Genomic DNA, 23,068 nt, shown 5'->3' on the forward strand with positions numbered 1-23,068 from the left:
CACCTACCTTGGTGTCAGGGTGATGACCACCCGTCGGTTCCCTGCCCGGCTTTCGGGCGAGTCATTACTGAAACGGGGTTCCGCCGCACCACGCCCTTCGGGCCACAGCCGGCCCTCCAGCTCGCCCCGCTGACCGAGGAAATCCGCTACTGCTGTGGCCCGCGCCAAAGACAGGTGCCAGTTGGAGGGATACGCTTCACTGTTGATCGGCGTGCCGTCGGTATGGCCGGTCACCTGGACCAGACTGCCAGTCCCTTCCAAAGCCTGCGCTATCTTGCTCAGCAATGGCTTACTGGCCTCACGAATGGCTGCAGACCCCGGCGCAAAAAGCCCCTCGTTACCCAGAATCAGGCTCGCGCGACTATCTTCGGACTCAAGCTTGACAAGCCCCCGCTCTATTTCGGTCCCCAGAACCTGTTCCAGATAGTCGGTATCCGGCCCATCACCCTGAAAGTCACCAGAGGCGGGAGCAGGCGGTACGCCAACAGCGGTAAGCCGCTCGGCCACCGGTTCAGCATACCCCCCCAGGACCTGAGTCAGCCCCAGGTAGACTACCAGCAGCAACCCACCGGCAATGGCTCCAAGTGACCACAACGGAATACGGTGGACAGGGCTGATGCCGTTAAAGACGCGCTTTTCCCACTCAGTTTCAAAAGGCTGTCTCTGGCCTTCGCCATCCTGAGCCATTTCCCGGTAAAGACTGTTGCGCAGTACCTCCAGCTGTTCGGAACCACGCTCTTCCACACGGAACCGCCCACGGAACCCCAATGCCAGGCACAGGTACTGAAGCCGTATCAAGGGCCGGTTGCCCTCACGCCTGGCCTGATCCACGCGTTCAAAAAAATGGGTTCCGGCCCAGGTCTGGGAATGGAATTCGGAAAGCAGCGACCTGGCCGCCCAGTCACTGGCCTGCCCCCACTCACTGTGGAGTACCAGTTCATCGATCAGTGCGCACAGACAGTAGGAAGCGGTGTCCACAGTGTCCGGACTGACTTCCTCCTTCGCGAGAGACCGCTGGTACTCGGTAACAAGACCGGTGCACTGGCGTTTGAGCGCTCTAACGTCGGCCACACTGCCTGCCCGGCCCAGCCTGTCCGCCAGCGACAATAACCGAGAGGCCTCATCGCAGACCGGGTCCAGCCGAGTTGAGGGCAGACGCAGATCGGACGCCCCCGCGCTGGGCCGGGGTGCTGCCACCTGGGTGCCCTCATCCGCGCTCTCCGGCTGGGGCTGGCTCCTGCCTCCGGGCCGGGGTTTCACAATGGTCTGATCCGTCATGACCCTGTTTCCTCAATACGTGATTAGCGGCGGATAGCCCAGAGCTCCAGTTCCAGGCCCGGATAGTGGCCGGACACGTGCACCGCCAGGCCACCACTTTGCTGGAGCTGGCGCCAGCGCTCCCCACCGCTTTCCAGCATGAAATAATGATAGCCCGCGTGATACGGGATCTGGCGCGGTGCTACCGGCAGCGCACTCACCGGAATGCCGGGCAGGTGACTGTTCACCAGTTCGCGGATATGCTCCACGGGCCCGAGCTTGATCTGCGCCGGCAGTCGACGCCGCACCTCTTCGGTGCTGAGATCCGTACGCACCGCCAGTACCAGCTGAGCATTCTTGAGCAACGACTTGTCATTCAGCGGTGCCACCTTGATGCCATAATCGGCCTCTTCCAGCTTCAGCGCCACCGCCGTTTCCTCAAGCACTGTGCTCAGGGACTGGCTCAATATGGCGCCCAAGTCACCGAAGGTGCCGGTCAGGGACTCATGCTGGTAGCGTGGGAGTTCAGGGGGCCGTTTTTCATTGCGGGTAAAGGTGGCAAGCTCACCCGCCAGCGTAACCAGAGAACGATAGAGTTCTTCCGGATGAACCCCAGGGCTCTGGGCGTAGTGCTCCAATGCCGGCTGCCAGCGATTCAGAGTCTGCAGCATCATGATATCGAACAGCGTCTTGGATTGCTGGTTGTCCTTCTGCATACGACCAGCGAGCGCCTCACCACGCTGACGGATCATCGCCAGCGTTTCGTTCAACAGTGAAGTCAGTGCCGACATGCGCCCCACATCCAGGCAGGGCGGTATGAAGTGGCGATCCAGGCGAATCTCCTTTTCGTTCGCCACCTCAATGATGCGTGCGACCGGAATCGCCACATAGCCAGCCATATCTTCACGCCCCAACCGCAGGCACGGATTAAGCCGGGCCAGTCCGACCGATTCCGGATCATGTTCCGCAAGGGATTCGTCAGGCAGTGGGGCATCCCGGAGCACAAACCGAGCCACTGAGCCCTCTCCTTCCCCGGCGATATTAGCACCACTCTGGCGCTCACAGGGCAGCGCGAGATACACCAGCTCGTCGCGGGCATCCGCCGGAACCTCAATAATGAGGCCATCATTACCATCCAGGCTGAAAGGCATGCCGTCTGGAAAGACACCACTGGCATTGACCAACCCGAACTGACCGAGGTGCAGCTGCTGCTCATCCTGGTTTAGCTCGCTCACTCCGTAACCATAAGGGCTTAGATGGAAATGCCGGAGCCGGGCCGTGTGGTAAAGAAACCGGTCCTGTTGCTGGAAGTGCTGCGGCCGGAGAAGCATCCCCTCCGACCAGGCCACCCTGGCCATCGTATCCGTCATGGTTACCTCGTCAGTCATCCCTGTTGCTGATCTCAACGCCGTCCACCCGGAGGTCAATACCGGGCACGAAGAAGATGCCATCCGCTGGTTTGACCACGCGCCAGCGTGCGTCGTCAATGTTGCGGAAGGCGGCCGTCACGCCGATATATCGGGTCTCGGCGGAAAGCGCTCTTTGCGTGGACCAATCCCCCCCGGGGCGCAGCATTGTTTCCGTCACGCCCAGAAGTTCATCGCCCAGCATCGCCTCAGGATTCCCATGGAGCGCTTCGAATCCGGCATCCTGGAACGTATCCGCCTTCCTGAGCTCATACAGCCGAACCAATACCGGCGAAGCGCGGTCTCCGGAGTCCGGGTTGAGCGAGTCACCAGCGGTGACCTGAACATCAACAACCGGGCGGAAGAAGGCGCACCCGCCCAGCATCAGCCCCATCGCCAGAGCGCCAAGCAAACGCATCATTCGTATCCCTCCGCTTCCTGTTCCCGAATAGCAGCCTCATAGGCCTCCGCAAACACAGGGCTGCGCATCATGCGCTCGGTATCGCCCCATTCCTCACGCTGCCAGTCACGCCGTGCCTTCAGCTCTCCATAAGCCCGCGCCCGGCGAACCAGATCCCACTTCGGTAGGCACATTGCCGCGGAATCCTCAGGAGTATCTGAAAGCAGCTCACTCACCACAGCCTCGACCCCCCGCAGCATGGCTCGGTCATGGCCGCGTATATCGGAAAAGGCATCCGATACGGCCTGCTGCGGCTGCATGAAAGCTGGATTGCGCCGCAACACCAGAGCTTCAACAGCGTCCTGGGACGTGGCGGAGAACTTGAGGGGATTGTTGCCTTGGCGCCCGAACAGCGTCTGTTCCACCCTCAGGGACTGCTTCTCGCGGGCCCTTTGGCGAAGCAGACTCATCAGTTGATCCAGAAGGATACGGGTCAAACCACCCAGCTCACTCAGCGCCTCATCGGACAGCGAACTGCTAGCCACCGCATCCATCCCAAGGGCCTCAACGAAGGGCTGGATGCCACTGGCAGGGTCCTGCGTTGACACTGCCTCGGCTTGCGCTTCGGATGCGGGCCCCTCCTGCCACTGCCAATCCGAAGGAATCGCCACCTCCGGGAGTGTGACGTGGCTGTCCATAGGCTCAGAAGCCTCCTCAAGACCTGCCATGGGATTCGCAATAGCCGTCGCTTGCTGCTGGGGCGAAGTGTGCGCGCCCGGATTCGGCTGTGACGCAGCGGCGGGAACCTCAGTTTTCTCCGTGACTGGCTGCTTAGCCGTCACGCTGATCTCATAATCCCCCAGCATGATCTGATCGCCATCACTCAGAACCGCTTCACCGCCTTGGCCCAACGGGGTATCCGCACGGTTGAGAAAGAGACCATTGGTGGAACGATCAAGCAGGTGGAAGGCGCCATCCCGGTAGACAATCTCTCCGTGAACAGAGGAAACAACTCGTTCCGGATCAGGCAGATGCCAGTCGCAGTCCTGAGAGCGTCCAAAGGTATAGCGCCGGTCAGGACTAACCTGGTACTGGCTGGTCACATTGGGCGAGAGTCGCTGATAGCTCGTGATGGCAAGCGCCAATTCCATTGGCTTCTCCTGTCCCTGGGAGTCCTGATAACTTTTTCTTTTCCTTGAGTCGGTTTGAGTCCTGTACCGACGCGTTTAAATCCTATTGCCAATCCATGGGACTGTCAATGACCTGCTTCACACCCAACTGACCACACATTGACCCAGCCAAGCACGCTTAGCTAGACTCTGGCGCTATTGACAGGGAAAGGAATTCCGGCATGGATGCAACACGGATTCGGCCTCGAACAGAGCAGACCGAAACGGACGAACAGCCTCTCTCACTCAACCACTCACGCCATCCGCGACTGGACCAGTGCCTTGCGGGACGATACCGCGTTGAAGCGCTGGTCGCCTCCGGCGGCATGAATGACGTCTACCGGGCTGTGGATGAACATCTTGAGCGCGCCGGCTCAAACGACTGCCAGGTTGCAGTCAAAATCCTGCGCCAGTCGCTGACCCACGATCCGGATGCCGTCTCAATGCTGGCAAGGGAAGCCGCTCGCTCCATGCGGCTTGCTCACCCCGGCATCATCCGGGTCAAGGATCTGGAGCAGGACGGCGATACCTGGTTCATCGTCATGGAGTTGCTCGAGGGAGAGCCGCTATCCAGGTTGATCCAGCGCCACCGCCCCCGGGGATTACCCTGGAAAGGATGCCGCTGGATCATCCGGCAGGTACTGGAGACGCTGCGCTACGCCCACGGCCAAGGCATCGTGCATGCTGATCTCAAACCATCCAACGTCTTTCTTACCCACGACGGCCAGGTGAAGCTGCTCGATTTCGGGGTTGCCCGTGCCCTGCGATCCCAACAGCAGGTAGAGGACTATCTCGCACCCCGTCAGAAAGACGAAACCCGGATGTTCGGCTATACGCCAGCCTATGCCTCGCCCTCATTGAGGGCGGGCAACGAATCCCGGCCCCACGATGACCTCTATGCCCTGGCCTGTATCGCCTACGAACTTGTCAGCAGCCGCCACCCGTTTGAGCGCCGTGAGCTCACTGATGCCGAGAGGGCCAGTTACCCCCTGAAACGCCCGAAACATCTTCCCTGGCGCGTCTGGCGCGTCATACGCCCTCTGCTGCGCCAGAATCAACCGCAACCCTCAACCGAGCGCTGGGAAAAAGCCCTGGCGCCCCGCCAATGGCGGATCCCCGCCGCAGCGGCCATAGGCGGACTGCTCACCAGCCTGACTCTAGCTGGCGCACAGGCCGGGCTGGACATGAGCCATGACACAGCCCCTTCCCTGAAAAACAAGTTGGATGGACTCGACCTGCTTTCTCAGGGTGCCACCCCACGGCAAATTATTACGGCCCTGCCCGCGCTATCGGACCTGGAGCGGGGCGCCATCCTGAGACACCGTGAACCGCTGTTGAGCAAGCACTATATCAGTAGACTCACAGAGGCCACCCGAGCGCTCCAGAAGGGTAAGCTTGCGCCGGTTCCAAAGGCTCTGACACTGGCTCAGCAGGCGCAAAGGTACTACCCAAACCATTCAGCCATCAGCAAAGCACGGAACCAGTTCCAGCAACGGCGCGTTTCCCTTGCAGACGCACTGCGAGAGCAGTGGCAGCAAAAGCTGGCTGCCACCCGATTTAAGGAGGCAGACACATTGGCGATGCTCACCAAACGTCACAACCAGCTCAGCCTGCTTGGTGAGCAACCCCCGGCCCCAGAGGCAGAGGTCCGAAGCGCCTACAGCACAGCGCTGCAAGATGCCATGACGGACTCTGACACGGGTGCCCTCAGGAATCTGGTTGCTCTGGGCGACCTGGCATTCGGCCATGACTCCGACATCGGTCCAGCTCTGGCGTGGGCACGGGTCCAGGCTGGTTTCTCGGTGACAAGCGCTTCCGGGAATTCTGTCGAGCACAAGCTCATGCGTCTGGAAAAGGCAGTTGCCGGGGCTGAAACTGTGGCGGAGCTGAATGCGGTTTTCGAGACTTTGCAGGAACTACCCCAGGCATCGACAGACCATGCAGCAAAGCTGGAGAGCTTGCAGCAGGCTCTGGCCAACCGCTACATGCAGCAGGCCAGGCAGAGGCTGGGCGAGCAACGACTGGAATCTGCTGGGCCGCTGCTCGAGCGGGCGACAGACCTAACCCGTAGAGCCCAGGCATCGCCCTGAGGTCGGCCGTTCAGCCGTGCTTCTGCTTCATACTCTCCAGCAGATCCACATACTGCTGCATGGCATCATCGGAGCTGGTGCCCTTGAGTTCTTCCCAGGCGCTGTATTTAGCACGCCCCACCTGGTCCAGCATACCGGGCTTCTTGCCCTTCACATCGCCCTCGGTGGCCTGTTTGTAGAGCGCATAAAACTGGAGCTTGAGGTCATTGGAAGGTTTGAAGTCACCTTCCGCACTCTGCACGTAGTTAACGGCTTCATCGAATTGCTGTTTCAGGTCACTCATAAGCTACCTCTTTGAACACTGGCTGTTACTCCCGTACCTGCGTGTTAGTGGTGGACCCGGGCGCATAAGTCCGGTTCTGAAAACCGGGATACTGAACCTGGGGCGTTGCAGACCTATCCATGGTTGGTCCGATCAGCTGTTCCCGCTGACGCTCCAGCTGATTCCGCTCCATATTCAGAGCCCGGCGCAAATCATCACTGAGGTACACTGGCTCAACCAAAAGCTGGGTATCCGCACCCACCAGCCCTGTAGTGGGGGGTCCCAGGGCCCCTTGGATGCTCGTTTCGCTCAGCTGTTCCTCGCCCACCGGGGCGAACTGAATACTTTCCAGAGTGGAGCGTTCACTCTGCGATGGGAAGCCTTCATCCCCGTCATTGCTGGCCTCCTGCGCCTGCAGCGGTGACGCAAACGCAACCAAAAGGGCGCTGAGCGCGTAAGCGCAACGCCAGTATCGGGCTGGCATACCGGATTCTCCCTATCCAGCGGATTCAGTCCGATGATAGCGCGTGCGCGTTCAGAAAATCGCCAACGCACTCGCATTCCTGGCATTCAGGCGTAATGAATCTCCGTAATGATCCATACGCGATCTCTCTCACTGGTCTTCTGGACCACTTCATCGTCCACACGCTTGCGTAGCATGGCTCTGGCGAAGGGCGCATCGACACTCAACAGGCCCTCGCTCACATCGAACTCATCCGGTCCGACAAGGCGATAACGCACTTGCTCACCGCTCTCCTCTTCCTCCAACGTCACCCAAGCGCCGAAGAAGACACGGCTGGTATCCTGGGGCGATTCACGGACGACCGTAAGCTCATCCAGCCGCTTGCTGAGAAAGCGCACACGGCTGTCAATCTCCCGCAGCTGCTTCTTGCCGTAAATGTACTCGGCGTTCTCGGAACGATCCCCCTGAGCCGCCGCCTCCTTCACAGCCTGGGTTACCGCCGGGCGTTTCTCCTTCCACAGATAGCGCAGCTCTTCGCGCAGCGCCCGCTCACCCTCGGGCGTAATGTAGCGGGAACCGTGCTGGCGTGGTGGTCGATAGCGTCCCATAGCTTCTCCCGTGGATCATTGATCCGTAACGGCGGTTGTTAGGTTGTGCACTCTAATCATTCGCAGTAGTCTCATGCCAGATTGAATCCGGAACCCAATCAGAGGTGAGCCCTATGAATACCAAAAAACTGACTGCAGTGGCACTGAATGGCCTTGATCGTATCGGCTATGAACTTGAAAACTTTGGTGTCACCAACCGGGTCAACCGTCACACTCTGGCTGCTTTCATGATGGCCGAAAAGAACCGGTTTGAAGGCGAAATCGACAGTCTTAACGCGCGCACAGCACGCTATCGGGCGATAGCCGAGAATGCGGCCGAGCTGGCCTTCCGCCCGGCTCGCACTGCAACTGAGACGGTGCGCGGTCTGGTCGGCGGCAAAAGCGCCTGAAGCGGTCCCGCACGCTATTCGCGTTCGCCGTTATCCGCCGCCGAAGCCTGGGCTGGAAGGTAGAGTGTGACCTTCAGGCCAGGCCTATCGGCGCCGGGGTCGGCATCCGAGAGATCAATACGCCCCTCGTGCAACTCCACCACAGCACTCACCAGACTTAGACCCAACCCATTGCCAGGCTGTGACCGGCTCTTGCCAACGCGATAGAAGCGGCCGAAGATGTTTTCCTTCTCGTGGTCCGGTACGCCATCGCCACTGTCCGCCACCTCCAGCACCGCCTGGTCTCCTTCACGGCGAACCGCCACGCCAATGCGACCGCCTTCGTCGGTGTATTTGATGGCGTTGTCGATCAGGTTACTGACCGCCTGGAACAATAGATCCCGGTCGCCAAGCAGCGCTACTTCCTCGTCTGCTTCGTAGCCAAGAACCTGATCTTTCTCTTCGGCCACTGCCTCGTAGAGCTCAACCGCGTCCGTTACCAGAGTGCTCAGCTCCAGCGGTTTGCTTTGCAGCGTCTTGCCTCCCGTTTCGAGGCGGGCAATACGCAACAGGGCATTGAAGGTACCCAGAAGCTGATCCGCTTCAGCTACTGCCTCACCCACCTGTTCCTGGGCATCCGGATCTTTCAGGTTGATCAGGGTGTTCTCGAGCTGGGTTCGGAGCCGGGTCAGTGGCGTGCGCAGGTCGTGGGCAATGCTGTCTGACACATGACGGATGCCTTCCATCAGGTATTCGATGCGATCGAGCATCTGGTTGAGGTTATCCGCCAGCTGATCAAAGTCATCCTGCGTACCCCGGGTGGGCACGCGCTGGGACAGATCCCCATGCATGATCCGGTAGGCCGTCTGATTGATAACCTCGATCCGCCGGGTTGTGCTCCGGCTCATGAAAAAGCCGCCGATCACAGCCAGCCCCAGCGAAATCCCCATCCCCCAGTTCATAGCCGCCTCAATGAGGCTCTTAACCCGGCTGAGCTCACTGATATCCTGCCCCACCAGCAACCTCAGCCCGCCCTGAACCTCGAACACACGCGCCCGCGCCCGTCGGGGCTCGCCTTCAAAGCCCATGGATTCATTGAGAGAGAAGTCGATCCAGCCGTTGCTGGTCCTGGCTTCCTCGGGCCACTTGGGAAGGTTGCCGGCGAGCTTGAGGTAGTCCTCGGTGGCGAACAGGTATAGAGAGTCCCCTTCTGGATCCCGGGACACCCGTTCGCGCACCACGTTCATAAGGCCATTGATGCCCCGCGAACGATACTGCTCCGCAAGGCCGGCGATTTCCGCTTCAATGGTTTGGTCAGTCTGCTCCATCATGAACCCGGCAGTACGCCAGTAAATGAACGCCAGCAGTATGAACACAGAGGTAGCGAACACCACCATGTAGAGCATCGCGACCTGGAACGTGGAGGTTCGTAGCTGGCTAAGAATCGTCACGAAGCATGTACCCGGCGCCACGGATGGTCTGCAGCAACGGCTTTTCAAACCCTTTGTCGATCTTGGAGCGCAGCCGACTGATATGAACGTCGATGACGTTGGTCTGCGGATCGAAATGGTAGTCCCATACTTTCTCCAGCAACATGGTACGGGTTACCACCTGATCGGCATGGCGCATCAGGTATTCCAGAAGCCGGAACTCACGGGGCTGCACATCAATGTTCATGCCGTTGCGCTTAACGGTACGCGCCAGCAGGTCCATCTCCAGATCCGCCACCTTCAGCACCGTCTCGGTATCACCACCACTGCGCGCACGCCGCGCAAGCACATCCAGCCGCGCCAACAGCTCAGTGAAGGAAAATGGCTTGGTGAGATAATCATCCCCCCCGCCGCGCAGTCCTTCCACACGAGCATCCACATCACCCAGTGCGCTCAGGATCAGAACCGGGGTCTGATTGCCGGTGGCACGGATGGTTTTGATGATGTTGAGTCCATCCATGCCCGGCAGCATGCGGTCGATGATCATCACATCGTAATCACCCGACGCCGCCATGGTCATGCCTTCCTTGCCATCAGTGGCATGATCAACCACGTAATCGCTCTCGCGCAGTCCCTTGTTCAGGTAGTCGGCCACATCCTGATCATCTTCAATCACCAATACACGCACCCTGAAATCCCCCTTTTACGTAAGCCCTCGAAAAACATTAACAGATCGCCGGCAGGTTACGGGCGAGGTGCATTACCGGCAAAGTTACCATGTATTAAGGCTGATGACGCTCCAAATAAAAAGGCCGCTCCCGGGGGAGCGGCCTTCCAGATGCTTCACTGGCGGTGGTGCTCAGGCCACCATGCTGGTGCGGATTTTCTTCATTGCGTTTTTCTCAAGCTGGCGGATGCGCTCGGCGGAAACGCCATACTCGTCGGCCAGCTCATGTAGCGTTGCCTTATTCTCACTGAGCCAGCGCCGGCGAAGAATGTCCTGACTGCGTTCGTCCAGTCCCGCCAAAGCATGGCCGAGCCGTGCGCTGGAGTCCTGGCTCCAGTCCGCGTGCTCCAGCTGGCTGGCCGGATCATAGCGTTTGTCGTCCAGATAGTGAACGGGCGCCTGCCAGCCGGTCTCATCATCGTCATCGGTGGGTGCATCAAAAGCCATATCATGAGACGTCATGCGGCCTTCCATCTCACGGACCACTTTCGGCTCCACGCCCAGGTCCTTCGCCACCGCCTCGGTTTCGTCATTATTAAGCCAAGCCAGACGCTTCTTGGAGCTGCGCAGATTGAAGAACAGCTTACGCTGGGCCTTGGTCGTAGCTACTTTCACGATGCGCCAGTTACGCAGAATAAACTCGTGGATCTCAGCCTTGATCCAATGCACGGCGAAGGAAACCAGCCGCACCCCATAGCCCGGGTCAAAGCGCTTAACCGCCTTCATGAGACCAACGTTACCTTCCTGAATCAGGTCCGCCTGATTCAGGCCATAGCCTGCATAGCTGCGCGCGATATGCACAACAAACCGTAGGTGCGACAGAACCATCTGCCGCGCTGCTTCAATGTCCCCATGCTCCTGATAACGCTGGGCCAACGATTGTTCTTCATCGGAACCCAGTATCGGAATCTGGTTGACGGTCTGAATGTAGCTCTCCAGATTGGCACCCGGTACCAGGTTCTGGCTGAGCTGAAGTTGTGTACCCATGGTGCTCCCCCCTGTTCATTGTCTCCCGACAACGATACTGCCATTAACATATGGACCTTTCTTACGCTTTCAAGCCCATTGCGTCCATACGGACTACCCCGTATGAACGTTTAATCCGGCTCCACAGCCCGCAGGTGGCGATGCACCGCCCACCAGGCCCCGAGCCACCCCAGAACAAGGGCACTACCAAGCAGTAGAACCACTTCATCAGGCCCAGGTCTCTGGAGTTTGAAACCACTGTTGTAGAGTTCAGCCAAGCGGCCAACCGGACCGCTCAACCACCAGAATGCCACTTCTACCAGCCACCACGCCAGCACGCCACCCAGGGCTCCGTACCAAACGCCAGTGTAGAGAAAGGGCCGACGAACAAAACTGTCAGTGCCGCCCACAAGGCGCGCTACGATGATTTCGCGCCGACGGCTCTCTATGGCAAGCCGTACCGTGTTGGAAATAACCAGCACCACCCCCGCCACCAGCAGCAGCGACAGTACCTGAGTGGCCCGTCCCAGCACGTCGGCCATGGCGTTAAGACGCTGCAACCAGGCCAGGTCAAGCTTCACCTGATCCACACCTGTTGCCTGGCGCAGCCGCTCTGCCAAATCCTCCAGAGCTGCGGCTTCCCGATAGGACCGATCCGGTGTCAGAACCAGCGTATGAGGCAGCGGGTTATCCTCTAGAAAGCCCAGAGTTCCGCTGAGCGTTTCATTCGAGCGCATGGTTTCCATGGCCTCATCCCGGGAGATAACCGTGACGTCGCCCACCGCGGCGTTCCCGCTCCAGCGTCCAGCCAGCTCCGCAGCCCGTTCCATACCAGTCTCTGGCGTTAAATAGACACTCAGGCGCCCGGCCTGCTCCCAGCCGCCACCGATCTGCTGGATGCTGCCCATGATCAGAAAAAGGGCCGTTGGCAGAGCCAGTGCGATCCCCATCACCAGGCCTGTCATCAGGCTTGAGAGCGGCGTATTACGGAGACGCTGAGCGCTATCACGGGCGGAACGGCGATGGTGACTGAACCAGCTGTGAAACTGATCCCGCAAGGGCGTCCGTGCGCTGCCCGCGCCACGGGAGGTCTGCTGGCGGGGTTCAGCCATGACCGGTCTCCAGCGCCACCGGCAGGCCATCATGGATCAGCTCCCCCTGGGCCAGCTCCAGAGTCCGCTGCCCCATGGTTTCGATCAGCCCAATGTCGTGGGTTGCAACCAACACGCAGACGCCAACCCGACTGAACTCCTGGAACAGATCCATGATCTCGGAGGACAGCGTCGGGTCCAGGTTCCCGGTGGGCTCATCCGCCAACAGCAGCGGCGGCTTGTTCACCACTGCGCGGGCGATGCCCACCCGCTGCTGCTCCCCACCGGACAGACTGATGGGATTAAGCTGCTCTTTTTTCAGCAGACCGACTTTATCCAGCGCTGCTCTTACCCGGCGCCCAGTTTCGCTCGGCGCCACCCCGGTAACTTCCAGCGGCATGGCGACATTATCAAATACGGTACGATCAAACAGCAGCTGGTGATTCTGGAACACAACGCCGACATGACGACGGAGATAGGGAATGCGCCGACGCGGGGTCTTTTCCAGCGCCTGCCCCCCCACCAGCACCTGGCCAGCGGTAGCGCGCTCCATCAACATGATGAGCTTGAGGAGGGTACTCTTGCCGGCGCCTGAGTGGCCGGTCAGAAACGCCATGTCACCGCGCCCGAGCGCAAAGCTCACGCCACGCAGGGCTGTGAACTGTTGCTCGTAGCGCTTGGTTACCTGGCGGAATTCAATCATCACGCCTCATCTCTGGGCACCAGATCATTCCCGGCCGTCAAAAAGGGCCTGCACGAATTCATCCGCGGCGAAGGGGCGCAGGTCGTCAGCCGTCTCGCCCACGCCAATGTAGCGTATCGGCAGCCCCAACTGGCGTGCAACGGCGAAGATGATGCCACCCTTGGCGGTACCATCGAGTTTCGTCAGGGTTACGCCACTCACACCGACCGCCTCCTGGAAAGTCTGGGCCTGACTCAGCGCGTTCTGACCAGTGCCCGCATCCAGAACCAGCATGACTTCGTGCGGCGCCTCGGGGTCAAGTTTCTTCATCACCCGCACCACCTTGGCCAACTCGTTCATCAGATTGTCCTTGTTCTGGAGCCGGCCGGCGGTGTCAGCGATGAGAACGTCCGTACCCTTCGCCTGGGCTGATTCCATAGCGTCATAGATAACGGACGCACTGTCGGACCCCGTGTGCTGGGCCACTACCGGCACGCTATTGCGCTCACCCCAGACCTGAAGCTGTTCCACCGCCGCGGCGCGGAATGTATCACCGGCGGCCAGCATCACGCTCTGGCCATCATTCTGGAAACGCTTGGCCAGCTTGCCGATGGTCGTGGTCTTGCCAACACCGTTGACGCCAATCATCAGGATCACAAAAGGCTTGTTCTCGGTCTTTGGCTCCAACGGCGTGGTGCAGGGCTCCAGAATTCCGTGCAGTTCCTCGCGCAGGGCCCGGAACAGCGCATCCGAGTCCCTGAGCTCACTGCGCTCAAGCTTCGCCGTCAGGCTGTCAATGATCTCGGTGGTCGCCGTCATGCCCACATCGGCAGTCAGTAGCAGGTTTTCAATCTCCTCCAGCAGGTCCCGGTCAATCTGCTTGTTGGCTGCAAACAGATTCGCCAGACCATCCGCCAGCTGCTCCCTCGTGCGCCCCAGGCCCTCGCGCATGCGCTGAAAAAAACTGACCGGCTCCTCGGTCTCCGGTTCCGGTTCCGGGATCGGTTGCGGTTCCGGTTTGGCGGGAGTCTGCTCAGCGGACGCCTCCGCCTCCGGCGCTGATGCCGGTTCCCGATGCTGGCGCTCGGGCGGTTGCGGTGGCTTCGGAATTTGCTGCCGGCCCCGGATCAGGTCCACTACAAACCAGGCGACAAGAAGTACAAGGAGGGCGTTGAAAATCAATTCTGCATTCATGGCGATCAATCCTGCCCATATATCGTCGGTGCCATTGGCCGACCATCGGGGAAACTGGCCGGGCGCGGTCAAGGCACGTTATTCTACCCGCCCTCAGCAGGGCCGTCCAAAAAGCGAAAACAGCATGGCATCACACAGCCAGCGCCGAAACCGGCGCAATGAGCAGGGCCAAGTCCGCCTGATCGGCGGTGACTGGCGCCGCCGGACACTGTCCTTCCCGGTCGTGGACGGTGTGCGCCCCACACCGGACCGGGTGCGTGAAACCCTGTTCAACTGGGTGATGCCCTTCCTTGCGGGCAGCCACTGTCTGGATCTGTTCTCTGGTAGCGGGGCCCTGGGGCTGGAGGCACTGTCGCGCGGGGCCGCGAGCGTCACTTTTGTGGAGCACAGCCCCCGACTGGCCAGCGCTCTGTCGCAGAACCTTAGCACGCTCAACACGCGTAGCGGTTATGTGGTTAACCAGGACGTTCTGAAATGGCTCCGGGCACCAGAGTTCCAAGAATCGGTCCGGATCGTGCTCATGGACCCGCCCTTCCGCGCGGACCTGATCGATCCCGTCTGCAGCACACTGGCCGCGTCCGGACTGCTCGCGGATAACGCCCGCATCTACATCGAGCACGAAAGTGAGCATGCCCCCTCGGTGCCACCGGAATGGGCACTGGTCCGGCGCAAGCAGGCCGGCCAGGTCGCCTACAGTCTTTTCGAGGTCACCTGAACCCTATGCCGGAACTGCCCGAAGTCGAAACCACGCGGCGCGGTATCGCCGCCTGGCTGGAAGGCGTGACACCCTCTGAGGTACGGATTCACAACCCGTCCCTGCGTTGGCCCATCCCTCCGGAACTGCCCCAGCGTCTGATCGGAAGGCCCATAACCAACGTGGGCCGCCGTGCCAAGTACCTGTTGCTGCATAACGAGCGCGGCACCGCTCTGGTGCACCTGGGCATGTCCGGCAGCCTGCGGCTGAGCCAGCCGGACGAAGCCCGCCGTACTCACGACCATGTGGAGATCCCGCTGGCGGAGCGCATTCTACGGTTCAACGACCCACGCCGCTTCGGGGCCTGGCTCTGGAGCACGGACCCGCCACAGCATCCATTGCTGGCCCCACTGGGACCGGAACCACTGGGCACGGCTTTTGACGGCGACCACCTGTACCACCGGAGCCGGGGCCGCCGTGCTTCAGTCAAAGCTTTCATCATGGATGCAAAGATCGTGGTGGGTGTGGGCAATATCTACGCTGCCGAGGCCCTGTTCATGGCCGGCATCCACCCTCAGCGCCCGGCCGGTCGCGTGGGCCGCACGCGCTACCGACGGTTGGCGGATGCGATACAGCAAGTGCTGATGAATGCCATCGAGCTCGGCGGTACCACTCTGCGTGACTTCACGGACAGCCAGGGCAACCCCGGCTACTTCCGCCAGTCGCTGGCCGTCTACGGCCGTGAGAGCGAGCCCTGCCACCGCTGCGGCCAGCCGCTGCGCCACCGTGTCATCGGGCAGCGCAGTACGGTGTTCTGTGCACGCTGCCAACGCTGAGCGCCGGGCGCCTGTGAACATGGGGCTTGAAAAAACGCGTATCTGGGCCATAGTGGGGTCAAAATCACAACGCTCCGGAGACACCCGATGAAAAAGCTGAGCACACTGGTCACCGTTGCCTCTCTAAGCGCTTTCATGGCGTTTGCCGGTCCGGCACAGGCCCAGCGCGTCGAGGAACAACCCTCCGCCATGGCCATGGTCGGGGACGCCCTCATTGCGCGTCCGCTGCTGCTCGGCGCTACTGTGGTCGGCAGCGTCGTTCATACTGTAGCCCTGCCCTTCTCAGCACTGGGCGGCAACGCGGACGAAGTGGGCGAGACGCTGGTGGTCGGCCCGGCCAAGGCGACCTTCGTACGCTGTCTTGGTTGCACCGAATCCGGACGCAATAAAGGTGAAGTCATCAACGCGACCGATGATTGACTGGGGACAGATCCAGACCGTCCTTCTGGATATGGACGGCACCCTTCTGGACCTGCATTACGACACGCATTTCTGGCTCACCCACCTCCCGGCGCGCTACGCGCAGGCGCGGGGCGTGGACCCGGAAAAGGCCAGCCAGGAGATCCAGGATACCATCCAGAACCTGAAAGGCTCCCTGGACTGGTACTGCCTGGATTTCTGGAGCGACCGCCTGGGTATGGATGTGAGCGGGCTCAAGCATGAAGTAGGCGACCGCATCCGCTACCGCACGGGTGCGATGGCTTTCCTGCGCGCTCTCAAAAGTTCTCACTGCCGCACCGTGATCGTCACCAATGCGCACGAGGGCGGGTTGGATCTCAAGCGCCAGCGCACCGGTCTTGACCACTGGGTGGACGCTATCCACAGCACCCACAGCTTCGGCCGCCCCAAGGAAGACCCAGCCTTCTGGCCAGCGCTACATGCCTGTGACTCCTTTGACCCGGCGACAGCGGTTCTTATCGACGACAACCATGCGGCTCTGAATGCCGCCGAGGGCTTTGGTATCAGGCACCTGCTGAGCATCCACCAGCCCGACAGCCAGCATGAGCCGATCCCGGCGGGCCGCTGGCCGGTTCTGGAGCGATTCGAGACGCTCCTTCCGATCACACCGCCGCAGCCGGTACAATGACCACATGAGCAAAAAGGGCGACCAATCCGACTCCAGCGCCGAACGCGTGCGTCTCGACAAGTGGCTCTGCGCCGCGCGTTTTTTCAAGACCCGCAACCTGGCCCGCGAGGCTATTGAGGGAGGCAAAGTCCGCTATGAAGGCCAGCGGCCCAAGGCAGGCAAGTTTGTCATTCAAGGAGCCAGGGTCGAAGTGCATAAAGGCTCTACCACCTTTGAAGTCATCATCGATAGGCTCAGCGATAAGCGCGGCAGCGCGACCCAGGCTGAAATGCTCTATACCGAGACTGAGGCCAGCAAAGAAAAACGCGAGGAAAACGCCTGGCGGCGACGCATGATGGTTGCCGCTGAGCATCCGCCCGCGCGCCGACCAAACAAGAAGCAGCGCCGCGAACTGCAGCGCGTCAAAAATCAGATGTCCCACTAGCGAGTTCCCATGACTGATACCCTGCAGCGTTTTGTGTTCAATGAGGGCGAGGTCCGTGGCGAGCTCGTTCTGATCGAGGATACCCTCACGAGCGCCGTTGAAAAGCGCGACTACCCCGAGCCCGCCCAGCGGCTTCTGGCTGAAAGCCTGAGTGCGGCAGTGCTGCTGGGCGGTGTGCTCAAGATGGAGGGGCGCATCAGCCTGCAAGCCAAAGGACAGGGCCCGGTTACACTGCTGATGGCGGACTGCAGCAATGAGCGCGGCGCTCGCGGGCTCATACATACGGATGACAGCATCCAGAGCGGCTCCCTTGGCGAACAACTCGGTCACGGCCAGCTCGTGATCACCATAGAGCCAGCACAGGGCCAGCGCTATCAGGGCATTGTCCCGCTGGAATCCGACACCCTTCAGGAGTGCCTCCAGGATTACTTTACCCGCTCGGAACAGCTCGATACCCTGATCCTGCTTTTCGCCAACACCGAGCGAGCCGGCGGCCTGATGCTGCAGAAAATGCCCGGCTACGAGACCACCGAAGACGATGACCTCTGGAACCGGCTGACGCAGCTCGCGCGCACCACCTCCCAGGAAGAACTGCTCTCCGTAGCCCCCGAGACACTGCTCCACCGGCTCTTCCACGAGGAGTCCCTGAGCCTCTATCCGGCCGAGCCAGTGTTCTTCCATTGCCATTGCACCCGCGAGCGCACGGCCAACGCGCTGGAAACCCTGGGTGCCAAGGAATGCTACGACCTGCTGGCGGAACAGGGCGAGATCAGTGTGGACTGCCAGTTCTGCAACCAGCAGTACCGCTTCGGCCAGGAGGACATCGAAGCCCTGTTCGGGCCCCATCAACGCCACTGACACTGGCCCGGAGACCGCTCGGCACGCTAGAGTAACGCCCTCACCGAACAGCGGAGGGCACTCATGGAATACTTAGACTGCGTGGAAAAGACCACCGGTGACAATCCGGAAACCAGCGTCATCTGGCTGCACGGCCTGGGCGCCAGCGGGCATGACTTCGAACCCGTCATCCCGCACCTGGGCCTGCCGGAAGATGCCAGCGTGCGCTTTATCTTCCCGCACGCCCCGCAGATCCCGGTCACCCTCAATGGCGGCATGGTCATGCCCGCCTGGTACGACATCCGTTCACTGGATCGCCACAACGATACCGACGAACAGGGCATCCTCGCCTCCGCCGGCCGCACCCGCGACCTGATCCACCGTGAAATGGACCGCGGCGTACCCAGTAACCGCATCGTCATCGCCGGCTTCTCCCAGGGCGGCGCCGTGGCCTACCACACCGCCCTCACCTTTGAGCAGCCCCTGGCCGGGCTCATGGTACTTTCCGGCTACTTCGCCAGCATCAACCTGACCACGCCCGCAGAAGCCAACAATCAGCTGCCCGTCTTCGTCGCCCACGGCACAAACGATGCCATGCTGCCCGAATTCCTGGGCCAGGAAGCAGTACAACACCTGCGCAAGCTCGGCTACGAGCCGGAATACCGCACCTACCCCATGGAGCACGAAGTATGCCTGGAAGAGATCCAGGCCATCGGCGCCTGGCTGCGATCGCTGATCTGAGCGGCAAGCTTCCGCTATGGATTGCGGAAATGCAGATCCCGGTGCCCTCCACCGCGTCTGAATTCAGGCATGGTCTTTTTCTTGCCGCCTGCGCTCACCAGCCGCAGAATGGACACCAACACCAGCCACTTTTCCTACAACAGGGACCTGTTCCATGACTCAGCCACGTGCCTACCTCAGGCGTTACCTCTGGATCCCAGCCATCGCCCTGTTGATGAGCGGTTGTAACGGGGATCCCGGCAAGAGCTCCGAAACCGCTAAAGACCAGCCCTTGCGGCCCGCGCGGATGATGACGCTTGAAACGCCCACCGGCCTGGCCTCGCGCCGGTTCAGCGGGCGTATGGAACCCGCCGAGACCACCACCCTGAGTTTCCGGGTGCCTGGCAAGATCGAAACACTCAACGCGGACGTGGGTGATGAGGTTACCGAGGGCGAGGTGCTGGGGAAACTGGACCAGCGGGATTTCCGCCTCAAGGTGAACGAAACCGAGAGCAAGCTGGAATCCATCCAGGCCACCCTGAACGAAGCGCGCAAGAACTGGGAGCGGGGCAAAAAACTGGTGGACTCCGATGCCATCAGCGACGCCAGGTTCGACCGCCTCGAAAGCGCCTATGAGCAGGCCCGCGCCAAGCGCAACGCCACCCGTGAAGCCCTTGAAACAGCCCGCTCAGCACTTGATGACACCGTTCTTGAGGCACCTTTTGATGGCGTAATCAACCGCCGCATGGCGGAGCCGTTCGAGCAGGTCAGCCCGCAACGCCCGGTGTTCTCGATCGACAACATCGAAACCGTGGAAGTCGAGGTCAGCATTCCGGAACGGCTGATGCAGTTCCGCGACCGTCTTGAGGACGTGCACGTTTACATGCCAGTTCTGGATAACCGGCGCCTCGATGCACGAGTGGACAATGTCCGCCTTGATGTCTCACCAGCCACCCAGGCGTACCCGGTGCGGGTTGCGGTAGACAACCCTGAGCGAGAGCTCCTCCCAGGGATGACCGCTGAAGTCTCCTTCAAGGCCAGTCTCAGGGATACCTCCTGGGATGACAGCTTCCTGGTCCCGGTGGAAGCCATTTTCCAAAAACAGGACCAGCCCCATGTCTGGGTCTGGAACCCGGACTCCGGGCAGGTCGCGTCACGCCCGGTCACCACCGAGTCACTGGAAACCGACAGCGTCCGGATCACCGGTGAGATTGAATCCGGTGAGCAGATCGTGGTGGCCGGCGCCCAACACCTGAAGGAAGGCCAGAAGGTCAAGCGGCTTGAGGGCGGGGTGGTTCAGTGATGTTGGCGCAACTGGTGCGCGGCGCGATCAGCCGCAATCGCTTTGTGGGGTTCCTGATCCTTCTGGTGACTCTGCTCGGGGTCATCGCCTTCACCCGGCTTGGGCAGCTGGAGGACCCCGAGTTCACCATCCGTACCGCCATCGTGATGACCGGCTACCCCGGCGCAGACGCGGAGCGGGTGGAGCAGCAGGTGACCGAACCGCTTGAAAAGCAGATCCAGCAGCTTGGTGAGCTAGAGAGCATTGAATCGTTGAGCCGCAATGGCACCTCCATCATTTACGTGGAGGTCAAGGAGCAGTACGGCGGCCAGCAACTGCGCCAGATCTGGGATGAACTCAACAAGAAGGTCATCACGGCCCGCGCCAAACTCCCCGACGCCGTGCGCGGCCCGCGCGTTAATGACGACTACGGCGACGTCTACAGCATGCTGTTGTCCGTGGAAGGCGCCGACTACAGCTACGCCGAGCTCAATGACATCGCGGACCATCTCCAGCAACGGCTGCTGCGGGTTGATGATGTGGCCAAGGTCGACCTGTTCGGCGACCAGGGCGAACGGGTTTTCATTGAAACCAGCCGCTCGAAGATTGCCGAGCTGGGCCTGACCCCAGCGTTGGTGGTCAACGCTCTCAACAAGCAGAACGTGGTCGCGCCCAGTGGTTTCACCGAAATGGGATCACGCCGGTTGCGGATCAACACCACCGGCACCTTTGAGTCCGTGGAGGAGCTGGCCAGACTCAACATCCGCAGCCCCGTGACCGGTGAGCTTGTGCAACTGCGTGACTTCGCGCAAGTCAGGCGCGGTTACGCCAACCCGCCCGATGCCAGCCTGCGCCACCAGGGCGAATCCGCCCTCGCCCTGGGCGTGGTGCCGGCTGAAGGGGCCAATGTGGTCGAGCTCACCGAAAGGGTCCAGGCCGAGCTGGACCGGATCGAGGCCAAGATGCCGGTCGGTATCGAGTTCGGTGGCATCGCGCTGCAGTCCGAGGAAGTCGAGCAGGCTGTTGGCGACTTCCTGATCAACCTGGTCACGGCAGTGGCCATTGTTCTGGCGGTCCTGATGATCTCGCTGGGCCTGCGCACCGGCTTCGTCGTCGGGCTTGGGGTGCCCCTGACCATCCTCGGCACCTTTGTGGGCATGTACCTGATGGGCTTTGAGCTCCATCGCGTATCACTCGGGGCCCTGGTGATCGTACTCGGTATGATCGTGGACAATGCCATCGTGATTTCCGAGCTGATGCAGGTGAAGATGCAGCGCGGAACCCAGCGCCTCAAAGCAGCTGCGGAATCTGTGCAGGAAACCGCCTGGCCCCTGCTGGCAGCCACCGCCATCGCGGTTCTCGCCTTCGCGCCCATCGCCCTGACCAACACCGCCACGGGCGAGTTCACCCGTTCGCTGTTCTGGGTGGTGGCCATCAGCCTGGCCATTTCCTGGTTGCTGGCGATCGTTGGCACCCCGCTGATGAACTACTGGCTGCTGGACAGTAAGAGCGGGCTTGGAAACCCCGAGGACCGCGCCTTTTACCAGTGGGTGCACCGCTTGATCAGCGCCACACTCCGCCGCCCCTGGATCCTGACAACCAGTGCCATCCTCATCGTGGCCGCCAGTGCCGTGGCATTCAGCTTTGTGCCACAGACCTTTTTCCCACCGGCCGAACGCTCCCAGTTCATGGTGGATTACTGGCTCCCGGAAGGCAGCCGCATCGAGCAGACCAGCGAAGACATGGCCCGGATTGAGCAACGGCTGATGGCGATGGAATCGGTGACGGACATCACCGCCTTCATCGGTGAAGGCGCGCCACGGTTCTATCTGCCCATGATTCCGAGAACTCCCAACCCCGCCTTCGGGCAGATCCTGGTCAACGTGGAGACCAAGGAAGACGTCGACCCTGTGATGGCCAAAATCCGGGAGCACCTGGAAGATGGTTACCCGGAAGCCGAACCCCGGGTGCGGCCAATGCAACTGGGCGAACCCGTACGCTTCCCGCTCCAACTGCGGGTTACCGGGCCGGAACGGGAGGAACTGGTGGATACGGCCGGAAAACTGCAGGCCGTCATGGCCGAGCACCCGAGCGTCACGAACCTGCGGCATAACTGGCGCCAGACCCAGCCCCGAGTCACCATTGATGTGGACCAGGACCGGGCCCGTCGCGCCGGGATCACCACCAACAGCATCAACCAGGCCCTGAACACCGCCTTTGCCGGGCAAGGCGTGGGCGTGTTCCGTGAGGACGATGAGCGCATTCCCATTGTCTGGCGCTTCCCGCTGCCCGAGCGGACTGACCCCTCCGAGCTTGAAACCATGGTGGTCTGGCCGGAAAGCGGCGGCAAACCCGTCCCGCTCACACAGGTCGCCGATATCGAGCTCGACTGGGAGCGCCCCGTGATCTGGCGCCACAACCGTGAGCGGGCGATCACACTGCAAGCGGACCTGGCGAAGGGTTATACCGCATCCGAGGTGCGCGCCGCCCTGGCCCCCAAGATCCAGAAGGTCAACCTTCCCTCCGGTTACGACACCCAGTGGGACGGCCAGGTTCACCAGTCAGACGAAGCCCGCGCGGGTGTTCTGAAGCCCGTGCCGGTCATTCTGGGCCTAATGGTGCTGGTGCTCATGGCCCAGTTCAACTCGTTCCGGCGCACCCTGCTGGTCATGCTGATGGTGCCGCTGGGGCTGGTGGGCGTCAGCGTCGGGCTTCTGCTGTTCCAGCAGCCCTTCGGCTTCATGGCCCTTCTGGGCACCATGAGCCTCTCCGGCATGATCATCCGCAACGCCGTGGTCATGGTCCAGAAAATGGACATGGCGCTGGCTGAAAGCGGAACGCTGGAGGGCATTGGCGAGGCAGCCACCAGCCGCGTGCGCCCCATCCTGCTGACCGCCGCAACCACCATGCTCGGCATGCTGCCACTGGCGGTTTCCGGCCCCTTCTGGGCGCCCATGGCGCTGGCCATCATGTTCGGGCTGGCCTTCGCCGCCATCCTGACCATCCTGGTGCTGCCGGCGGGCTATGTGCGCCTTCTGGGGATCCGACCCGGAAAGTAAGGGGCCTCAATGGCCC

At 61.1% G+C, this 23,068-nt stretch carries 24 protein-coding genes; 11 read left to right on the top strand and 13 right to left on the bottom strand.

All coding sequences use genetic code 11. The annotated features are described in order from the left end of the window. Positions 1–3: 3 nt before the first annotated feature. The 4 genes from icmH to tagH are packed head-to-tail and all read right to left on the bottom strand — an operon-like array spanning position 4 to position 4,214. Positions 4–1,278 carry a type IVB secretion system protein IcmH/DotU gene (icmH, locus tag AAF659_RS07240; RefSeq protein ID WP_349751055.1) on the bottom strand — a complete coding sequence of 425 codons (1,275 nt, stop codon included), beginning with the start codon at positions 1,276–1,278 and terminating at the stop codon, positions 4–6. A gap of 23 nt (positions 1,279–1,301) precedes the next feature. After that, entirely contained in the window at positions 1,302–2,645 is a 1,344-nt protein-coding gene (gene tssK, locus AAF659_RS07245) for a type VI secretion system baseplate subunit TssK (RefSeq protein ID WP_349751056.1), read from the bottom strand. After that, positions 2,638–3,084 carry a type VI secretion system lipoprotein TssJ gene (gene tssJ / locus AAF659_RS07250; RefSeq protein WP_349751057.1) on the bottom strand — a complete coding sequence of 149 codons (447 nt, stop codon included), beginning with the start codon at positions 3,082–3,084 and terminating at the stop codon, positions 2,638–2,640. The genes tssK and tssJ overlap by 8 nt, the downstream gene beginning before the upstream one ends. Then, positions 3,081–4,214: a type VI secretion system-associated FHA domain protein TagH gene (gene tagH, locus AAF659_RS07255; RefSeq protein WP_349751058.1), complete on the bottom strand. Its 1,134-nt coding sequence runs from the start codon at positions 4,212–4,214 to the stop codon at positions 3,081–3,083. The genes tssJ and tagH overlap by 4 nt, the downstream gene beginning before the upstream one ends. Before the next feature lie 200 nt (positions 4,215–4,414). Here tagH and AAF659_RS07260 point away from each other — a divergent pair, with 200 nt between their 5' ends. Beyond that, a complete protein-coding gene (locus tag AAF659_RS07260; RefSeq protein WP_349751059.1) occupies positions 4,415–6,322 on the top strand; it encodes a serine/threonine-protein kinase in 1,908 nt (635 codons plus the stop codon). 10 nt (positions 6,323–6,332) lie between these two features. Here the strand turns inward: AAF659_RS07260 and AAF659_RS07265 are convergent, their stop codons facing one another. The 3 genes from AAF659_RS07265 to greB all read right to left on the bottom strand — a co-directional run bounded on the left by AAF659_RS07265 (position 6,333) and on the right by greB (position 7,655). Beyond that, positions 6,333–6,605, bottom strand: coding sequence for an acyl-CoA-binding protein (locus tag AAF659_RS07265; RefSeq protein ID WP_349751060.1), 273 nt, complete (start codon positions 6,603–6,605; stop codon positions 6,333–6,335). A 25-nt stretch (positions 6,606–6,630) separates the two neighbouring features. Continuing rightward, a complete protein-coding gene (locus AAF659_RS07270) occupies positions 6,631–7,068 on the bottom strand; it encodes a hypothetical protein (protein ID WP_349751061.1) in 438 nt (145 codons plus the stop codon). 86 nt (positions 7,069–7,154) lie between these two features. Beyond that, positions 7,155–7,655: a transcription elongation factor GreB gene (gene greB, locus AAF659_RS07275; protein WP_349751062.1), complete on the bottom strand. Its 501-nt coding sequence runs from the start codon at positions 7,653–7,655 to the stop codon at positions 7,155–7,157. Between the two features lie 113 nt (positions 7,656–7,768). Here greB and AAF659_RS07280 point away from each other — a divergent pair, with 113 nt between their 5' ends. Then, a complete protein-coding gene (locus AAF659_RS07280; RefSeq protein ID WP_349751063.1) occupies positions 7,769–8,044 on the top strand; it encodes a hypothetical protein in 276 nt (91 codons plus the stop codon). Between the two features lie 14 nt (positions 8,045–8,058). On the opposite strand, the gene AAF659_RS07285 is transcribed toward AAF659_RS07280, so the two are convergent. The 6 genes from AAF659_RS07285 to ftsY form a co-directional block, all read right to left on the bottom strand. Then, positions 8,059–9,474 (bottom strand): HAMP domain-containing sensor histidine kinase, encoded by a 1,416-nt coding sequence (locus tag AAF659_RS07285; RefSeq protein ID WP_349751064.1) that lies wholly within the window; start codon positions 9,472–9,474, stop codon positions 8,059–8,061. After that, a complete protein-coding gene (locus tag AAF659_RS07290; protein ID WP_349751065.1) occupies positions 9,461–10,129 on the bottom strand; it encodes a winged helix-turn-helix domain-containing protein in 669 nt (222 codons plus the stop codon). The genes AAF659_RS07285 and AAF659_RS07290 overlap by 14 nt, the downstream gene beginning before the upstream one ends. Before the next feature lie 183 nt (positions 10,130–10,312). Further along, positions 10,313–11,167 (bottom strand): RNA polymerase sigma factor RpoH, encoded by an 855-nt coding sequence (rpoH, locus tag AAF659_RS07295; RefSeq protein ID WP_349751066.1) that lies wholly within the window; start codon positions 11,165–11,167, stop codon positions 10,313–10,315. A 110-nt stretch (positions 11,168–11,277) separates the two neighbouring features. Continuing rightward, positions 11,278–12,258, bottom strand: a complete 981-nt coding sequence (gene ftsX / locus AAF659_RS07300) for a permease-like cell division protein FtsX (protein ID WP_349751067.1) — start codon at positions 12,256–12,258, stop codon at positions 11,278–11,280. Then, the gene (ftsE, locus tag AAF659_RS07305) at positions 12,251–12,940 is read right to left on the bottom strand and encodes a cell division ATP-binding protein FtsE (protein ID WP_349751068.1); all 690 of its coding nucleotides are present in this window, start codon (positions 12,938–12,940) and stop codon (positions 12,251–12,253) included. Before ftsE ends, ftsX begins: the two co-directional genes overlap by 8 nt. Before the next feature lie 24 nt (positions 12,941–12,964). Next, complete coding sequence (ftsY, locus tag AAF659_RS07310) at positions 12,965–14,113, bottom strand: signal recognition particle-docking protein FtsY (RefSeq protein ID WP_349751069.1); 1,149 nt, start codon at positions 14,111–14,113, stop codon at positions 12,965–12,967. A 124-nt stretch (positions 14,114–14,237) separates the two neighbouring features. On the opposite strand from ftsY, the gene rsmD reads away from it, so the two are divergent. From rsmD to AAF659_RS07355, 9 genes are all read left to right on the top strand, one after another. After that, positions 14,238–14,828 carry a 16S rRNA (guanine(966)-N(2))-methyltransferase RsmD gene (rsmD, locus tag AAF659_RS07315; protein WP_349751070.1) on the top strand — a complete coding sequence of 197 codons (591 nt, stop codon included), beginning with the start codon at positions 14,238–14,240 and terminating at the stop codon, positions 14,826–14,828. A gap of 5 nt (positions 14,829–14,833) precedes the next feature. Then, on the top strand, positions 14,834–15,643 hold the full coding sequence (gene mutM, locus AAF659_RS07320; protein WP_349751071.1) for a bifunctional DNA-formamidopyrimidine glycosylase/DNA-(apurinic or apyrimidinic site) lyase: 810 nt from the start codon (positions 14,834–14,836) through the stop codon (positions 15,641–15,643). Between the two features lie 87 nt (positions 15,644–15,730). Then, positions 15,731–16,063 (top strand): hypothetical protein, encoded by a 333-nt coding sequence (locus AAF659_RS07325; protein ID WP_349751072.1) that lies wholly within the window; start codon positions 15,731–15,733, stop codon positions 16,061–16,063. Continuing rightward, positions 16,035–16,730 carry a GMP/IMP nucleotidase gene (yrfG, locus tag AAF659_RS07330; RefSeq protein ID WP_349751073.1) on the top strand — a complete coding sequence of 232 codons (696 nt, stop codon included), beginning with the start codon at positions 16,035–16,037 and terminating at the stop codon, positions 16,728–16,730. The genes AAF659_RS07325 and yrfG overlap by 29 nt, the downstream gene beginning before the upstream one ends. 4 nt (positions 16,731–16,734) lie before the next feature. Further along, on the top strand, positions 16,735–17,154 hold the full coding sequence (locus AAF659_RS07335; RefSeq protein ID WP_349751074.1) for an RNA-binding S4 domain-containing protein: 420 nt from the start codon (positions 16,735–16,737) through the stop codon (positions 17,152–17,154). Between the two features lie 9 nt (positions 17,155–17,163). Then, a complete protein-coding gene (gene hslO / locus AAF659_RS07340) occupies positions 17,164–18,012 on the top strand; it encodes an Hsp33 family molecular chaperone HslO (RefSeq protein WP_349751075.1) in 849 nt (282 codons plus the stop codon). Positions 18,013–18,075: 63 nt separating this feature from the next. Next, positions 18,076–18,732: an alpha/beta hydrolase gene (locus AAF659_RS07345; protein ID WP_349751076.1), complete on the top strand. Its 657-nt coding sequence runs from the start codon at positions 18,076–18,078 to the stop codon at positions 18,730–18,732. 154 nt (positions 18,733–18,886) lie between these two features. Beyond that, positions 18,887–20,014: an efflux RND transporter periplasmic adaptor subunit gene (locus AAF659_RS07350; protein WP_349751077.1), complete on the top strand. Its 1,128-nt coding sequence runs from the start codon at positions 18,887–18,889 to the stop codon at positions 20,012–20,014. Next, positions 20,014–23,052: an efflux RND transporter permease subunit gene (locus tag AAF659_RS07355; RefSeq protein WP_349751078.1), complete on the top strand. Its 3,039-nt coding sequence runs from the start codon at positions 20,014–20,016 to the stop codon at positions 23,050–23,052. Before AAF659_RS07350 ends, AAF659_RS07355 begins: the two co-directional genes overlap by 1 nt. Positions 23,053–23,068 lie beyond the last annotated feature (16 nt).

Source organism: Salicola sp. Rm-C-2C1-2, assembly GCF_040196175.1.
Lineage (GTDB): Bacteria > Pseudomonadota > Gammaproteobacteria > Pseudomonadales > Oleiphilaceae > Halospina.

Excerpts from the sequence above, each read along its gene's own strand:
- icmH (WP_349751055.1), bottom strand. The coding sequence starts at position 1,278 with ATGACGGATCAGACCATTGTGAAACCCCGGCCCGGAGGCAGGAGCCAG.
- tssK (WP_349751056.1), bottom strand. The coding sequence starts at position 2,645 with ATGACTGACGAGGTAACCATGACGGATACGATGGCCAGGGTGGCCTGG.
- tssJ (WP_349751057.1), bottom strand. The coding sequence starts at position 3,084 with ATGATGCGTTTGCTTGGCGCTCTGGCGATGGGGCTGATGCTGGGCGGG.
- tagH (WP_349751058.1), bottom strand. The coding sequence starts at position 4,214 with ATGGAATTGGCGCTTGCCATCACGAGCTATCAGCGACTCTCGCCCAAT.
- AAF659_RS07260 (WP_349751059.1), top strand. The coding sequence starts at position 4,415 with ATGGATGCAACACGGATTCGGCCTCGAACAGAGCAGACCGAAACGGAC.
- AAF659_RS07265 (WP_349751060.1), bottom strand. The coding sequence starts at position 6,605 with ATGAGTGACCTGAAACAGCAATTCGATGAAGCCGTTAACTACGTGCAG.
- AAF659_RS07270 (WP_349751061.1), bottom strand. The coding sequence starts at position 7,068 with ATGCCAGCCCGATACTGGCGTTGCGCTTACGCGCTCAGCGCCCTTTTG.
- greB (WP_349751062.1), bottom strand. The coding sequence starts at position 7,655 with ATGGGACGCTATCGACCACCACGCCAGCACGGTTCCCGCTACATTACG.
- AAF659_RS07280 (WP_349751063.1), top strand. The coding sequence starts at position 7,769 with ATGAATACCAAAAAACTGACTGCAGTGGCACTGAATGGCCTTGATCGT.
- rpoH (WP_349751066.1), bottom strand. The coding sequence starts at position 11,167 with ATGGGTACACAACTTCAGCTCAGCCAGAACCTGGTACCGGGTGCCAAT.
- ftsX (WP_349751067.1), bottom strand. The coding sequence starts at position 12,258 with ATGGCTGAACCCCGCCAGCAGACCTCCCGTGGCGCGGGCAGCGCACGG.
- ftsE (WP_349751068.1), bottom strand. The coding sequence starts at position 12,940 with ATGATTGAATTCCGCCAGGTAACCAAGCGCTACGAGCAACAGTTCACA.
- ftsY (WP_349751069.1), bottom strand. The coding sequence starts at position 14,113 with ATGAATGCAGAATTGATTTTCAACGCCCTCCTTGTACTTCTTGTCGCC.
- rsmD (WP_349751070.1), top strand. The coding sequence starts at position 14,238 with ATGGCATCACACAGCCAGCGCCGAAACCGGCGCAATGAGCAGGGCCAA.
- mutM (WP_349751071.1), top strand. The coding sequence starts at position 14,834 with ATGCCGGAACTGCCCGAAGTCGAAACCACGCGGCGCGGTATCGCCGCC.
- AAF659_RS07325 (WP_349751072.1), top strand. The coding sequence starts at position 15,731 with ATGAAAAAGCTGAGCACACTGGTCACCGTTGCCTCTCTAAGCGCTTTC.
- AAF659_RS07335 (WP_349751074.1), top strand. The coding sequence starts at position 16,735 with ATGAGCAAAAAGGGCGACCAATCCGACTCCAGCGCCGAACGCGTGCGT.
- hslO (WP_349751075.1), top strand. The coding sequence starts at position 17,164 with ATGACTGATACCCTGCAGCGTTTTGTGTTCAATGAGGGCGAGGTCCGT.
- AAF659_RS07345 (WP_349751076.1), top strand. The coding sequence starts at position 18,076 with ATGGAATACTTAGACTGCGTGGAAAAGACCACCGGTGACAATCCGGAA.
- AAF659_RS07350 (WP_349751077.1), top strand. The coding sequence starts at position 18,887 with ATGACTCAGCCACGTGCCTACCTCAGGCGTTACCTCTGGATCCCAGCC.
- AAF659_RS07355 (WP_349751078.1), top strand. The coding sequence starts at position 20,014 with ATGTTGGCGCAACTGGTGCGCGGCGCGATCAGCCGCAATCGCTTTGTG.